Source organism: Streptomyces sp. NPDC055955 (genome assembly GCF_042270245.1).
GTDB lineage: Bacteria > Actinomycetota > Actinomycetes > Streptomycetales > Streptomycetaceae > Streptomyces.
The window spans coordinates 171,484-185,863 of record NZ_JBHJYS010000016.1 but is presented as its reverse complement, the minus strand read 5'-3'; the positions used below and the strand labels follow the sequence as shown (position 1 = coordinate 185,863).

General features: G+C 70.1%; 12 protein-coding genes and 2 pseudogenes. 11 read left to right on the top strand and 3 right to left on the bottom strand.

All coding sequences use genetic code 11. The features are described 5' to 3' along the window. The first annotated feature begins 48 nt into the window (after window positions 1-48). Complete coding sequence (locus ACFC96_RS29470) at window positions 49-1,410, top strand: M20 family metallopeptidase (RefSeq protein ID WP_376614967.1); 1,362 nt, start codon at window positions 49-51, stop codon at window positions 1,408-1,410. A 379-nt stretch (window positions 1,411-1,789) separates the two neighbouring features. After that, the gene (locus ACFC96_RS29465; protein ID WP_376263199.1) at window positions 1,790-2,383 is read left to right on the top strand and encodes a TetR/AcrR family transcriptional regulator; all 594 of its coding nucleotides are present in this window, start codon (window positions 1,790-1,792) and stop codon (window positions 2,381-2,383) included. Window position 2,384: 1 nt separating this feature from the next. Here the strand turns inward: ACFC96_RS29465 and ACFC96_RS29460 are convergent, their stop codons facing one another. Then, the gene (locus ACFC96_RS29460) at window positions 2,385-4,430 is read right to left on the bottom strand and encodes a discoidin domain-containing protein (protein ID WP_376614965.1); all 2,046 of its coding nucleotides are present in this window, start codon (window positions 4,428-4,430) and stop codon (window positions 2,385-2,387) included. A gap of 201 nt (window positions 4,431-4,631) precedes the next feature. On the opposite strand from ACFC96_RS29460, the pseudogene ACFC96_RS29455 reads away from it, so the two are divergent. Further along, window positions 4,632-4,811: pseudogene (locus ACFC96_RS29455) on the top strand (RHS repeat-associated core domain-containing protein); the annotation flags it as partial. Between the two features lie 185 nt (window positions 4,812-4,996). Here ACFC96_RS29455 and ACFC96_RS29450 read toward each other — a convergent pair. Then, the gene (locus ACFC96_RS29450; protein WP_376614964.1) at window positions 4,997-5,977 is read right to left on the bottom strand and encodes an AraC family transcriptional regulator; all 981 of its coding nucleotides are present in this window, start codon (window positions 5,975-5,977) and stop codon (window positions 4,997-4,999) included. Between the two features lie 390 nt (window positions 5,978-6,367). Here ACFC96_RS29450 and ACFC96_RS29445 point away from each other — a divergent pair, with 390 nt between their 5' ends. From ACFC96_RS29445 to ACFC96_RS29435, 3 genes and pseudogenes are all read left to right on the top strand, one after another. After that, window positions 6,368-7,588: a styrene monooxygenase/indole monooxygenase family protein gene (locus ACFC96_RS29445; RefSeq protein ID WP_376263208.1), complete on the top strand. Its 1,221-nt coding sequence runs from the start codon at window positions 6,368-6,370 to the stop codon at window positions 7,586-7,588. A gap of 80 nt (window positions 7,589-7,668) precedes the next feature. Then, window positions 7,669-8,883, top strand: a pseudogene (locus tag ACFC96_RS29440) (styrene monooxygenase/indole monooxygenase family protein); the annotation flags it as partial. Between the two features lie 42 nt (window positions 8,884-8,925). Continuing rightward, entirely contained in the window at window positions 8,926-9,393 is a 468-nt protein-coding gene (locus ACFC96_RS29435; RefSeq protein WP_376226149.1) for a flavin reductase family protein, read from the top strand. Between the two features lie 145 nt (window positions 9,394-9,538). On the opposite strand, the gene ACFC96_RS29430 is transcribed toward ACFC96_RS29435, so the two are convergent. Then, entirely contained in the window at window positions 9,539-9,961 is a 423-nt protein-coding gene (locus ACFC96_RS29430) for a YjbQ family protein (protein ID WP_376263211.1), read from the bottom strand. Window positions 9,962-10,082: 121 nt separating this feature from the next. Here ACFC96_RS29430 and ACFC96_RS29425 point away from each other — a divergent pair, with 121 nt between their 5' ends. The 5 genes from ACFC96_RS29425 to ACFC96_RS29405 all read left to right on the top strand — a co-directional run bounded on the left by ACFC96_RS29425 (window position 10,083) and on the right by ACFC96_RS29405 (window position 14,323). After that, complete coding sequence (locus ACFC96_RS29425; protein ID WP_350495123.1) at window positions 10,083-10,166, top strand: putative leader peptide; 84 nt, start codon at window positions 10,083-10,085, stop codon at window positions 10,164-10,166. 147 nt (window positions 10,167-10,313) lie between these two features. Further along, window positions 10,314-11,216: an ABC transporter permease gene (locus ACFC96_RS29420; RefSeq protein WP_376263214.1), complete on the top strand. Its 903-nt coding sequence runs from the start codon at window positions 10,314-10,316 to the stop codon at window positions 11,214-11,216. Continuing rightward, window positions 11,189-11,965 carry an ABC transporter ATP-binding protein gene (locus ACFC96_RS29415; protein ID WP_376614962.1) on the top strand — a complete coding sequence of 259 codons (777 nt, stop codon included), beginning with the start codon at window positions 11,189-11,191 and terminating at the stop codon, window positions 11,963-11,965. Before ACFC96_RS29420 ends, ACFC96_RS29415 begins: the two co-directional genes overlap by 28 nt. 130 nt (window positions 11,966-12,095) lie before the next feature. Continuing rightward, the gene (locus ACFC96_RS29410) at window positions 12,096-13,139 is read left to right on the top strand and encodes an ABC transporter substrate-binding protein (protein WP_376614960.1); all 1,044 of its coding nucleotides are present in this window, start codon (window positions 12,096-12,098) and stop codon (window positions 13,137-13,139) included. Between the two features lie 2 nt (window positions 13,140-13,141). After that, complete coding sequence (locus tag ACFC96_RS29405) at window positions 13,142-14,323, top strand: LLM class flavin-dependent oxidoreductase (RefSeq protein ID WP_376614958.1); 1,182 nt, start codon at window positions 13,142-13,144, stop codon at window positions 14,321-14,323. The last annotated feature ends 57 nt before the right edge of the window (window positions 14,324-14,380 follow it).

Sequence of the window (14,380 nt, the reverse complement as noted above, 5' to 3'; positions counted from 1 at the left end):
CGACGGCGGCGCCGACTCCCTCTTGTCCACTCCCTCGATGGTGGAGGCATGATGCACCGCACCCCCGACCAGACCCTGACGGCCAGCCGAGCGGGTCTGGCCCACTTGGAGCGCAACGCCCACTCGGCGGCCCGAGCAGCAGCCACCGCTCCCGCACCGGCGTCACCGCACAAGGGGGCCTCGGAGGAACTCGGCGCGCGGATCGACGCGGCCGTCGAAGAGGACGGTCCTGAACTCCTCGCCCTCAGCCACGCCCTCCACGAGGACCCCGAACCCGGCTTCGAGGAGCACCGGGCAGTCTCCCGGATCGTGGCTCTGCTCGGCGCGCGCGGCATCGAGGCGGAGGTCGGCGTCCACGGGCTGCCCACCGCGCTGCGGGCGCAGGTCGGAGACGGCACGGGCCCGACCGTCGCGGTACTGGCCGAGTACGACGCCCTGCCCGGGATAGGACACGGTTGCGGCCACAACATCATCTGCGCGGCCGGCGTCGGCGCGTTCCTGGCGCTGTGCCGTGTGGCCGACGACATCGGGGCGACCGTACTGCTCCTCGGTACCCCCGCCGAGGAGAACGGCACCGGCAAGGAACTCATGGCGCGTGCGGGGGCGTTCGAGGGGGTCGACGCGGCGGTGATGGTGCACCCTCATGCCGGTCCTGATCTCAGCGACGCGCCGTTCCTCGGGCTGCGCGAGGTCGTGGTCGAGTACACCGGGCTCGCGGCCCATGCTTCCGCGTCCCCGTTCATGGGGGTCAACGCGCTCGACGCGGTGGTCGCCGCGTATCAGGGAGTCTCCGCACTGCGACAGCACATCCCGCCCACCGACCGGGTGCACGGAGTGATCACGCAGGGCGGTACCCGGCCCAATGTGGTGCCCGAGCACGCCGCCGCGCACTTCTACCTGCGCGCCGCGACGGTCGAGGCGCTCGGTGAGCTGTCGCAGCGCGTCCAGCGCATCTTCGAGGGCGCGGCCGCGATGACGGGCACGCGCGTCGCGGTCCGCTGGGACGACTGCCCGCCTTGTCTGCCCGTTCGCTCCAACGACGCGCTCGCGTCCCGCTTCGCGCAGCACCTCCGACGCCGTGGCCGGACCGCGCTCCCGGGCAGCGCGTCGCCCGACGCCGGGCAGGGCTCCACCGATCTCGGCAACGTCAGTGTCCGCGTTCCCGCCATCCATCCCATGCTGGCCATCGGCCCCGGCGGTGTGGCCCTGCACACGGTCGACTTCGCCGCTCTCGTCGCCGGCGAGGCGGCCGACCGCACCGTTCTCGACGCGGCCGCGACACTCGCGCGCACGGTTGCGGACTTCGCCGCGGACGCGGAATTGCGTGCCGCGGTGGCCGACGAGTTCGCGGCGGCCGGTGGCGCGCTCGACGTGGAGAAGCTCCTCTCCACGCCGTCGACGTCTTCCTGACCCTCTGCCGGCCGCCACCTCATCACCCCGGAACGGAGCGGTCGACCGCGCCTGACGCTCCGGTCCCACCTTCCGACGATCCCGCCCTGGCCACTTCGGTCGCCCTCGGCCGCCTACGAACCGGGACAGACGCTCGGCGGGAGTCACGTCGGACGGGGCAGGCCAGAGTGGTCCTCGAGCGTCAACTCGGTCGGGGTGAGCGCGCCGTAGACCCATACCTGCCCGGTCGAACAGGCGTCTCCGCAGATGTACAGGTTGGCGTCGCGGACCGGGCGGCGCATGCGCGGCGTGATTCCCCAAGAACCTGGAGCCGTCACAGCGAAGCCCGGTGCGCCGCACCCCGCGGCGTATGCTTGCGCAGGTCAGGGGAGGAGGCACCATGGGGCGAATGCCGTCGGCGCAGCGGCGCAGGCAACTGGTCGAGGCTGCCATCCGGGTCATGGCCCGCGACGGCGTCGCGAAGACCACCACGCGGTCCGTCGTGGCGGAGGCGGGCGTCTCGCTGAGCGTCTTCCACTACTGCTTCGACTCCAAGCAGGAGTTGCTCGAAGCGGTGATGGACACCATCTCCGAGCACTCCGAGTCGGACGTCCTCACCACGCTCACCCGCAGGGCCACCCTGCGCGAGACGATCCGCGCCGGGCTCCAGGCGTACTGGGACCACGTACTGGCCCATCCCGGCGAGCACATGCTGACGTACGAACTCACCCAGTACGCCCTGCGGGAGCCCGGCTACGAGCATCTCGCCCGGCGGCAGTACGAGCGCTATCTCGCGGCCCACACCAAGGTGCTCCGTCAACTCCCCTCGGCCCTGGGCGTGGACCTGACCGTGCCCGAGCCCGCGGCCGCCAGGTATCTGGCCGCGCTGACCGACGGGCTCACCCTCAACTTCCTCGTGCTGGGCGACGAGGAGAAGGCGGGCGACGTCCTCGACGTCGTCGCGGACCAGATCCTGACGTTGGTGCGGGAGTAGCTCAGCGGCCGTACACCGCTGCCTCGTTGATCGAGTAGCCGTACTTGGTGGCGCGTGTCACGCCGTGGACGCGGACGTACCGCGCCTGGACCGGGCTGAACACCGCGTTGTCCAGACCCCCGTCGCCGCTGTCCGTGGACCACACGGTCCGCCAGGTGCTGCCGTCGTCGGAGACCTCGATCCGGTAGGCCCGCGCGTAGGCCTTCTCCCAGTCGAGGGAGACCTTGCCGACCGTACGGGAGCTGCCGAGGTCCAGCCGCAGCCACTGGTCGTCCGACCAGCCGCTCGCCCATCTCGTGCCGGTGTCACCGTCCACGGCCCGCCCCGCGGCGTAGCTGGTGAACGGGTTCCACTCCGTCGAGCTGGCGCTCGCCGGGGCGCCGGCGGCGAGGTCGGGCGCGGGCTCGTGGAGTTCGGTCGCCTTCCAGGTGCGGAGGTAGGACTCCGCGCCGCCGAGCAGGTCCTGCACGGTGTCCTTGCCGCCGCTGAGCCGTATCTGCTCGATCCAGTCGGGCACCATGCCGACGTGGGCCGCACCGTCAGTGTTGAAGTCCCAGGTGCGTTCGCCGGTTCGCTGACGGTCGACGACGGAACCGCCGTCGGCGGTGCGGAAGGGGTACTTGACCGCGTTGGGGGCGTCGGGTCCGACCGGTCCCGGCCAGCCGCCGACGCCGTTCATGTCGGTGCCGTAGCCGAGTCCGACGCCGTACTTCTGGCGCAGCGCCCTGGTCCCGGCGGACTCCTTGGCGAAGCTGTCGGCGCTGGACATGTACGAGGCCTTGAAGCCGCCGAGGCGGTAGACGCGCTCCAGCCAGCCGTCGTCCATCCAGCTGTGGCTGGAGAGCACACCGGGGTAGTCCGCCGACTCCAGCAGGTCGAGGGTGCGGCCGGCCGCCTTGACGCTCATGTGGTCGACCTCGACCATCATGTTGCGCTTCATCAGCCCCTTGACCGCGTACTCACCGAGGCGGGTCAGACCACGGCTGTTGCACTGCGCGTCGCTGTCGTACGTGGGCACCTTGGTGCCTGCGGGGAGCAGCTTGGTCACCTCGGCCGGGGCGGCCGCGTTGCCGGTGGGGTTGTCGTGCTGCGGACCGCTGCACTTCTCCGTGTTCCAGAAGGTGCCGGTGGAGAGGAACTGGCCGATGTCCACGGCCGTTCCGATGGTGCCGGAGTCCATCCGCACGCCGCACAGCGCGTTGTCGAACTTGTGGCACAGGAACATGCTGCGCACACCCAGCTTGTACAGCTCGTCCAGACCGCTGTCGATGTCGGCCTGGCTGCACTGCGGGACGTCGAGGATCTGCTTGCAGCCGAAGGGCTCCGAGGTCTCGACGCCGAGCACCACGGCGAGCTTGCCCTCCGCGACGACCTGGCGGGCCTGGGCGGAGTCGGTGACGATGCGGAAGAAGCCTTTGCCCTTTCCGCCGTAGATCTTGTCGACGTAGTCCTGCATCTCGTAGGACTTGCGGGCCTCCAGGCGGATGGCGTCCATCTCGTTGCAGCCGCGGTCCCTGACGTAGATCGAGCACAACAGGCCGTTGGTGACCAGGTCGTTGACCAGCACCCGCTGGCCGCCGCGCCAGGCGCGCTCCAGCCACGCGTAGTAGTTCTGCTGGTGGCTGAGGGAGTTGTGGGCCGGCCAGTCCTTGAACGTCGGCCAGCCCACCGGGTCGTGGTGGCCGTCCGCACCGCCGGTGACGTTCTCGAAGAGGGCGAGCGAGCCGTCGGGATAGTGCTCGGGGCAGTCCTTGAGGGCGTCGGCGACGCCCGCTTCGGAGAACGGCTTGCCGCAGATGATGCGACCGCCGAAGCCCTCGTTGGACATCAGGTGATTGTGCGCGTCGACGAAGCCGCGGACCCGGCCCTGACTGTCCGTGCCGTGGAAGGGTTCGCCGGTGACGTCGATCTGGGAGTCGGCGGCGGGCCGGGCCGTGGGCTCCCACCAGGGGGTGTCGGCGCCGACGGCCGGAGGGGAGCCCACGCCGAGAGCCAGCAGGAGGGTGACGACGACGGCAAACAGGCTGCGTCTGCGGAGGAGGGTCATCCGGGCTACCTTCGCTGTCCGGGACGGGCGCGCGCCAACTTACTCGCGCGTAGGTCCCGTCGAGGATGACGCGGGCCTGACAACGAGTCAATAGTCCGGGACAGATGACCTATTTGATGGTCCGTCAACTCTCTTGGCCGAAAACGGCCCCTGACCTGGCCGGACGGAGCGCCTCCCCAAGGGACGGTTCCGGAGGGGGTCTCCACCCTGTGGGGCACGACCACGTGGAACACGAGCGCGACCACGTAGACACCGCTGCGCCTTCCCGGCCAGTACTTCGACCCCGAAACAGGTCTGCACTACAACCACTTCCGGCACTACGACCCGGAAACCGCCAGATATCTCTCGCCTGACCCCTTGGGCCTCGCCCCCGCGCCGAACGCATCGGCAGCCCCACGCCATCGCGTCTCGAGCACAGGGCAGACGCCGCCCTGCCGGGCCGGAGGATCGGATCCCAGCGCTGCTTCGCGCTCGACGGCCCCGACCCGGCCGTGCCAGCCACAAGGAACGACGCATTCTCGACTGCCCCGTCCGTCCGTCCGCCCCCTGCCACGACCGAACCTCTCCTACGACCGCAACGTCTGCGAAGGAGACTCCCCGAACTGTTGGCGGTACGCGAGCGAGAAGCGGCCTGGGTGCAAGAAGCCCCAGCGGGACGCGACGGCGGTCACGGTCGTGGCACCCGGGTCGGAGGTCAGGAGTTCCTTGCGTACGCGGTCCAGGCGGACCTCGCGCAGGTACGCGAGCGGCGTCGTGTCGATGTGCCGGCGGAAGCCTTCCTGAAGGGCCCGCACACCGACGCCGACGCATTCCGCGATCTCAGCGACCGTGAGCGGCTCGGCGGCGTGCCCCTCGATGATCTCCATGGCGCGGCGGACCGCGAGCGGGGCGACGCGCGGCTGCTTGCCGAGCAGCGCCGGCGTGTAGTTGTGGGGCTGGGCCATCAACAGCTGGGTCATGAGGAGTGATTCGAGCTGCTCTGTCACGATGCGCCGGTTTGTCATGCCGTCAGGCCCCTCCGCCTCCCGGCGCATGAGATCGACGATGTTGAGCCAGGAGCGGGAGCCCGGCGCGGTGAGGTCCATACCGAGCGAGAAGTGGATCGGGCGGCGCAGGGTGCGGCCGAGCAGGCTGCCCAGGTGCGATTCCAGGGACGACCGGTCGAACCACACAATCAGCTGCGGATTGCCACTCCCCCAGCGCATGTCCAACTTTCCGGTCGGAGAGGGGACAGAGGCGAGTTCGGGGGAGGAAATGATCTCCTCGCGGCCGCAGGTGATTTCGGCGTAACCGGCGAGCGGGATCTGGACCAGGAAGAAGCTCTCCAGGTCTCCCGGCGTGATCTGGACCTCCGTTCCGTAATCGAGGTAATACAGACCCGTCCGGTCAAAGGGTGCGCCGTGCAGCCGGGCGTCGAGCGTCGCCGAGCGCTGCGTGATGCGCAGCTCATGCGGACAGAAGGCGCGGCCGACCTCGGCGCGGGCCTCCCAGATGTCCGCTGTGTGAAACCTCTGATGATTTGCGAGAGGGGGCTCTTCAGCGGGCATGTGAACCTCCACCGCCGAGATGCGCGATCAGGACAGCAACCCGCGTGATCCGGATAGCGAAGATGATCTTTCCATACCAAGGTTGATCCCCGGCCGCCTCGAGAAGAAACCAGGGAATCGACGATGCAGGGAGTGCGGGGCCGGACTGCGCTCGTCGCGGTGCCCTCGCCCCTGCCGCCCCGGCTCGCCGGATCGGCAGGGCGCCCCGCGACCCCTCCCCCGGGCCTACGGGTGTCCCGCCTTCCCGGCACCGCTCGACGGCCCTCTCCGGCAGGCAGCCGTATGTCACGCATGCGAACCCCCACTCGCTGACGTCGGCACGTCGCCGGAGCTCTGCACCAGTGCACGGCACCGCTCACAACCGCACACACCGACCCCGGAGGTCCCCCCATGCGCAAGATCACCATCGTCGGAGCCGGCCAGGCCGGTCTCCAGCTCGGTATCGGTCTGCTCAGCCACGGTTACGACGTCACCGTCGTCTCCAACCGCACCGGAGACCAGATCCGCGAGGGCCGGGTCATGTCCAGCCAGGCCATGTTCGGCACCGCGCTGGCTCACGAGCGCAACATCGGCCTCGACTTCTGGGGCGACGCCTGCCCGTCGATCGCCGGTATCGGCGTGAACATCGCCGACGGCCAGGGCGGCCGGGCGCTCGCCTTCGACGCCCGCCTCGACGCCACCGCCCGCTCCATCGACCAGCGCGTCAAAATGCCGATCTGGATGGGCGAGTTCGCGCGCCGCGGCGGCCGACTGGTCATTCGCGAGGCCGGCATCGAGGACCTGGAGCGCTACGCCGCCGAGTCCGACCTGGTGATCGTCGCGGCCGGCAAGGGTGAGATCGCCGGACTGTTCCAGCGGGACGCCCAGCGTTCCCCCTACGACGCTCCGCAGCGCGCGCTGGCCCTGGCGTACGTCACCGGCATGGCGCCGCTGCCCCACCGCCCCGGCGTCAGCTTCAACGTCGTCCCCGGTGTGGGCGAGTACTTCACCATGCCCAGCCTCACCACCAGCGGCGCCTGCGACATCATGTTCTTCGAGGGCATCCCCGGCGGCCCGCTCGACTGCTTCGACGGACTCACCCCCGACCAGCAGCTGGCGAAGTTCCAGGAGTTGCTGCGGACCTACGTCCCGTGGGAGGCCGAGCGCTGCACCGATGTCGCGCTCACCGACCAGAACGGCACCCTCGCGGGCCGCTTCGCGCCGACCGTCCGCCGTCCCGTCGCCACGCTGCCCTCCGGCGCGCAGGTGCTCGGCCTCGCCGACGTCGTCGTCCTCAACGACCCGATCACCGGTCAGGGGTCCAACAACGCCTCGAAGTGCGCGGCCTCCTACCTCGCCACCATCCTGGACCACGGTGAGCGCCCCTACGACGCGGCGTTCATGGAGCTGGCCTTCGGCCGCTTCTGGGACACCGCGCAGTCCGCCACGACCTGGACCAACGCGATGCTCGGCGCCCCTCCGCAGCACGTCCTCGAGCTCTTCGGCGCCGCGAGCGCCGACTCCCGTGTCGCTGCCCGCTTCGTCAACGGCTTCGACGACCCGCGTGACTTCTTCCACTGGTTCATGGACCCGGTCGCGGCGAAGAACTACCTGACCGAGGTCAGTGCCTGAGCGGCCACCAGGAGCAGACACGCCGCGCCCTGACGGCGCGCGTCGGCGATACGTACGTGACGAGAGCAGGACAGCAGGACATGAGAAGGATCGCGGTGATCGGCGCCGGGCAGGCGGGTGCTCAACTCGCTCTGGGACTCCAGGCGCACGGCTATGACGTCACCCTGGTCAGCGACCGCGGCCCCGACGAGATTCGTCGCGGCCCGGTCATGTCCAGCCAGTGCATGTTCGACACCGCGCTGCAGAGCGAGCGCGGACTCGGCCTGCACCACTGGGAGGACCAGGCCCCGGACATCTCCGGCATCGCGTTCTCTCTCATCGGTCCGCACGGCACTCCGGACGTATCCTGGCGCGCGCCGCTGGAAGGCCCCGCCCACTCCGTCGACCAGCGGGTCAAGTGTGCGGCCTGGATGGAGCAGTTCGCGGCCGGCGGCCACGGCGAGATCGTGCTGCACGAGGCGGGCGTCAGCGACCTCGAGTGGTACGCCCGTACGCACGATCTCGTCGTGGTCTCCACGGGCAAGGGCGAGCTGAGCCGACTCTTCCCGCGCAATGCCGAACTCTCCCCGTACGACCGGCCGCGCCGTGCGCTGGCTCTGACGTACGTCACGGGAACGGCGCCGCGGGAGGGGGAGGCCGCCGTCCACTACCGCATGGTCCCGGGCGTAGGCGAGTACTTCTCCTTCCCCGCCTTCACCACCACCGGACCCTGCGACATCATGGTCTTCGAGGGCGTCCCCGGCGGCCCGATGGACTGCTGGGACGACATCCACACCCCCGAAGCCCACCTCACCCGCTCGCTGGAAATCCTTCACCGGTTCTTCCCCGACGCGTACGAGCGCTACCGGCACGCCCAACTCACCGACAGCGGTGGCGTATTGCGCGGCCGGGTCACCCCGACCGTCCGGCACCCCGTCGCCCGCCTCGCCTCCGGCCGGCACGTCCTCGGCATGGCCGACGCCGTCGTCCTCAACGACCCCATCACCGGCCAGGGTTCGAACAACGCGGCCCAGGCCGCGAGCCACTACCTCGAAAGCATCCTCCGCCACGGCACCGCCGAGTTCACCCCACGGTGGATGCAGCACACCTTCGACAACTTCTGGCGCGGCTGGGCTCAATGGGCCGTCGGCTGGACCAACTCCCTGCTGACCGAGCCGAGTCCGCACCATCGCGAACTCCTCACCGCGGCAGCCGACATCCCCTCGGTCGCAAGCGCGCTGGCCACCGGCTTCGACGACCCGCGCACCCTGTACCGCTGGTGGTTCGAAGAGGCCGAAGCACACCGCTTCCTCGCCGAGAAGCGCGCCCAGCACGCCGCCCGCTTCGACGGACGGGAACTGCGACGCGCACTGGGCCAGTACGCCACCGGCGTGACCGTGGTGACGGCCCGCGCCCCCGACGGCCGCAACGTCGGCATGACCGCGAACTCCTTCACCTCCGTATCCCTGGACCCGCCCCTCGTCCTGTGGTGCCCCGGCAAGAACGCCCCGAGCCTGCCCGACTTCACCGACGCCTCGCACTTCGCCGTCCACGTACTGGCCGCCGACCAGCAGCACCTCTCCCGCCAGTTCGCCACCCCGGCCGACGACAAATTCCGCGGCATCTCCACCACCCCCGGCATCGCCGGCACCCCCCTCCTGGACGGCGCGGTCGCCCGCTTCCAATGCCGCACCGTCCAACGCCTGGACGCCGGCGACCACATCATCTTCCTCGGCGAGGTCGAACAGTACGAGGCCGAAGGCGGCACCCCTCTGGTGTTCCACTCGGGGTACTACCACGTGGCGACGAAGCATCCAGATCTGTGAACGAGCACCCAGCCGCGCAGAGTCCGGGGCTGCCACTCGGAAATGGGCACACGAGGACTCGGCCTCGATGCCGGCACCTCTCATCGTTCCACTGGTCGTTCGGCGTGGCCGGACCTCGTCGATACGGTCTCACCGAAGTAGGTCCCTAGCCGAGGAAGCTCAAGCGCACCCGACGGTCCGCGTTGTCCTTGTTCGTGTCCACCAGGCACACCGACTGCCACGTACCCATTTCCAGGGCGCCGGCGATCACCGGGAGGGTGGCGTGGGGCGGGACCAGGGCCGGGAGGACATGGTCGCGGCCGTGACCCGGGGAGCCGTGGCGGTGCTGCCAGCGGTCGTCCGCGGGAAGCAGGGAGTGGAGGGCGGCGAGGAGATCGTCGTCGCTGCCGGCGCCCGTCTCGATGACGGCCACCCCGGCCGTCGCGTGGGGCACGAAGATGTTGAGCAGGCCGTCGCGGCCCGCGGCGACCTCGCTCAGGAAGGCCTCGCAGTCGTGGGTCAGGTCGACGACCCGCTCCGCGGAGCCGGTGGACACGTTCAGGATGCGGGTGGTGAAGGCGTCGGACATGCGTCCATCCTCACCCATCGGGCGCCGTCCGCGCCCGATCCGAGCCCGTCACCTGATACGGCGCGTCCATCCATCGAGACGGCATTGACCTTGCGTCGACAGGGTGGCTACTTTCTGCGGCATGTTGCGTTCAGTTCTGCTCACCACGCGCGGTCACATCGACCTGCTGCGGGTGGCCTCCGCCGCGTGTCGCCGCGGCTGCTGACGCCCTTTCCCCGCATCTCCGGCTACGTCGCGTAGCCCCGTACGCCCCTGCCTCGACCCCGCGTGAACCCACGCGGGGGCGCTGACGCATACGCGTACCCCTTTCGCCTTCTCCGCTGCCCTCCCCTGCCTTCTGCGTGGAGCACCCATGAGCATCAGCCATGCCCCGCCGGATCCGGACGTCGTCGCCAAGTCGCCGGCGCCGGAAGCCGCCCCGGCCCATTGCGACACCGACTCCGTCGGCCGTCCCGAGCTCGTCCGCCTCGTCCCCTCCTCCACCCGACGCACTCGGGTCCCGCGGTGGCTGCGCCGCACCTCCGGTCCCGTCCTGCTGCTCATTTTGTGGCAACTGCTCAGCAGCACCGGCGTGTTGACCCGCGACGTCCTCGCCTCGCCCGGCACCATCGCCCGGGTCGCCGGCGACCTCGTCTCCGACGGGTCGCTGCCCGACGCCATGGGGGTCTCGCTCCAGCGCGTCGCGCTCGGCCTGCTGTTCGGCGTCGTCGTCGGTACCGGACTCGCCCTCGTCTCAGGCCTGTTCCGGGTCGGCGAGGACCTCGTCGACGCCAGCGTGCAGATGCTGCGGACCGTGCCGTTCGTAGGGCTGATCCCGCTGTTCATCATCTGGTTCGGGATCGGTGAGGCGCCGAAGATCGCCATCATCACGCTGGGCGTCTCGTTCCCGCTGTATCTGAACGTGTACGCCGGAATCCGGGGCGTGGACGCGCAGTTGATCGAGGCCGGGGAATCACTCGGACTCTCCCGCCGGGGTCTCGTACGCCATGTGGTCCTGCCGGGCGCGCTGCCCGGCGCCATGACCGGACTGCGGTACTCGCTCGGCATCTCCTGGCTGGCCCTCGTCTTCGCCGAGCAGATCAACGCGGACGCCGGCATCGGCTTCCTGATGGTGCAGGCCCGCGACTTCCTGCGGACCGACGTCATCGTCGTCTGCCTGATCGTCTACGCGTTCCTCGGCCTGCTCGCCGACTTCGTCGTCCGTACCCTCGAAAGGCTGCTGCTGCAATGGCGACCGACGTTCACCGGCCGGTGACCACCATCAAGTCCCCGTCCACGCAGACCCGTTCGGCCGTACGCGTGGAGGGACTCACCCGCTCCTTCGACGGGCGTGCCGTCATCGACCGCCTCGATCTCGACGTCAAGCCGGGCGAGTTCGTGGCACTGCTCGGCCGCAGCGGCTGCGGCAAGTCGACCCTGCTGCGCATCCTCGCCGGACTCGACCGCGACATCGAGGGCACCGTGCTCGTACCGCGCCGCAAGGCCGTCGCCTTCCAGGCGCCGCGCCTCATGCCGTGGAAGCGGGTGTGGCGCAATGTGCTGCTCGGGTTGCCGGGCAAGCCCGAACGGGTGCGTGCCGAGAGGGCGTTGGAAGAGGTCGGTCTCGACCATCGCACGAACGCGTGGCCCAAGACCCTGTCCGGCGGTGAGGCCCAGCGCGCATCGCTGGCCCGCGCCCTGGTGCGCGAGCCCGATCTGCTGCTGCTCGACGAGCCGTTCGGCGCACTCGACGCGCTCACCCGCATCAAGGCGCAGCGCCTCGTCGACGAGCTGTGGCAGCGACGCGGCTGCGCCGTCCTCCTGGTCACCCACGACGTGGAGGAGGCCGTCCTGCTCGCCGACCGTGTGCTCGTGATGGACGAAGGCGTCATCGCGTACGAGACCGAGATCGATCTGGAGCGTCCCCGCGGGATATCCGACCCGCGCTTCGCCGAACTGCGCGCCGAGCTGCTCCACCGACTGGGGGTCGACGCTCCGGAGACCTCTACCCCTGCCGCCGCCTGACGTTTCATCAGGCATCCCTCCTGCACACCCCCCCCGTAGCGGCGCACCGCCCTACGGCCGTTCCGGCCTGCGCCGACAGACCGGCGCCGACCACGACCGGCCGGACATGAAACCACGAAACGGACTACCCATGCGACGACGCCTCGCCCCCGCCCTGCTCCTCCCCCTGGCCCTGCTGCTCGCCGCCTGCTCCGGTACCTCCGCCGCCGATACGTCCACCGGTGGCTCGGGCGGCGGCCGGACCGACGGCAAGGGAGACCTCACGCTCGACGTCGGCGACCAGAAGGGCGGTTCGGAAGCCGTGCTGCGGGCCGCCGGAGAGCTCGACCACCTCGACTACAAGATCCACTGGTCGACCTTCACTTCCGGGCCGCCACTCCTCGAGGCCGTCAACGCCAAGGCGGTCGACATCGGAGGGGTCGGCAACACCCCGCCCGTGTTCGCGGCCGGCGCCAACTCGAAGATCACCATCGTGGCGGCCAGCCACGGGACCGCGAAGGGCGACACGATCCTCGTCCCGACCGACTCCAAGCTGAAGACGCCCGAGGACCTCAAGGGCAGGTCCATCGCCGTGGCCCAGGGCTCGTCCGCGCACTACCAGCTGGTCGCGTCCTTGAAGAAGGCCGGACTTTCCCTGAAGGACGTACAGGTCAAGTACCTCCAGCCGGCCGATGCGCTCGCCGCGTTCACCGGCGGCAAGGTGGACGCCTGGGCCGTCTGGGACCCGTACACCTCCCAGGTCCTGCGGGGGAAGCAGGGGCGGGTCCTGACCGACGGGGACGGGCTCACCAATGGGCTCGCGTTCCAGGTCGCGTCGCCCTCCGCTCTCAAGGACAGCAAGAAGGCCGCCGCGATCGGCGACTACCTCAAGCGGCTCAAGCGCGCCCAGGACTGGGTCTTCAAGCACCCCGAGGCATGGGCGAAGGTCTGGGCGAAGGACACCGGGCTGCCCTACGACGTCGCCCTGGACGCGGTGAAGCGCACCAACGGCACCCGGGTCACCGTCGCCGTCGACAAGCCCGCCATCGCCTCGGAGCAGCAGATCGCCGACACCTTCGCGACACTGAAGCTGATCCCCCGGAAGGTCGACTTCGCATCGTTCGTGGACACCCGGTTCAACGCCGGTCTGCCCGCGTCGACGACCGCACCCCGCACCTTCGGCAAGGAGTCCTGACGATGAGCGTCCACCTTCACTGGTTTCTGCCGACCGGCGGCGACGGCCGCACGCTCGTGGACCGGCACGCCTACACCGACGGGGGTGTCAAGCGCTCGCGGATCGCTCCGGTCAGCGGCGTGCGCGCGCCCGACATCGACTATCTGACCCAAATAGCCAAGGCCGCCGAGCAGTTGGGTTTCGAGGCGGTCCTGACGCCGACGGGCACGTGGTGCGAGGACGCGTGGCTGACGACGGTGGCCCTCGCCCAGCACACGGAGCGGCTGAAGTTCCTGGTGGCGTTCCGGCCCGGGGTGATCTCGCCGGTGCTCGCCGCCCAGATGGCGGCGACGTATCAGCGGATCACACGCGGACGGCTGCTCCTGAACGTGGTGACGGGTGGTGACTCGACCGAGCAGCGGCGCTTCGGCGACCACCTGGACCACGACCGGCGCTATGCGCGGACCGACGAGTTCCTGTCGGTCGTGCGGGGTGTGTGGAGCGGACGGCCGTTCGACTTCGACGGTGAGCACTACCAGGTGGAGGGCGGCCTCACCGCGCTGCCGCCGGACCCGCTCCCGGAGATCTTCTTCGGCGGTTCGTCGGCCGCGGCCGGTCCGGTCGCCGCGCGCCACACCGATGTCTATCTGACCTGGGGCGAGCCGCCCGAGCAGGTGAAGCAGAAGATCGACTGGATCCGGGGGCTCGCCGAGAATGAGGGGCGCACGGTCCGCTTCGGGATCCGGCTGCACACCATCTCGCGCGACTCGTCGGCGGAGGCGTGGGCGACGGCGAACCGGCTGCTCGACGACCTGTCTCCGGAGACGGTGGCCGCCGCCCAGGAGGCGCTCGGCCGCAGCGAGTCGGTCGGGCAGCAGCGGATGCTGGCGCTCCACGGGGGTTCGCGCGACGACCTGGAGATCTCCCCGAACCTGTGGGCGGGCGTCGGTCTGGTGCGCGGTGGCGCGGGCACGGCGCTCGTCGGCAGCCATGCCGACGTCGCGGACCGGATCGAGGAGTACCACGCGCTGGGCGTCGAGCACTTCGTCCTGTCGGGCTACCCCCATCTGGAGGAGGCGTACTGGTTCGGAGAGGGGGTGATCCCGGATCTGGCGGCGCGCGGTCTGCTGCCGCGGATACCGGCGTCGCCGCTCACCGGTCCCGCTCTCGGGGGCGCGCCGCTTCTGGTCGCCGGGGGCCGCTGAACCGTCGCGCGCTGACCGCGGGAAGATCCACGCTCCCCGCGCAGTTAGTGGAAGCGT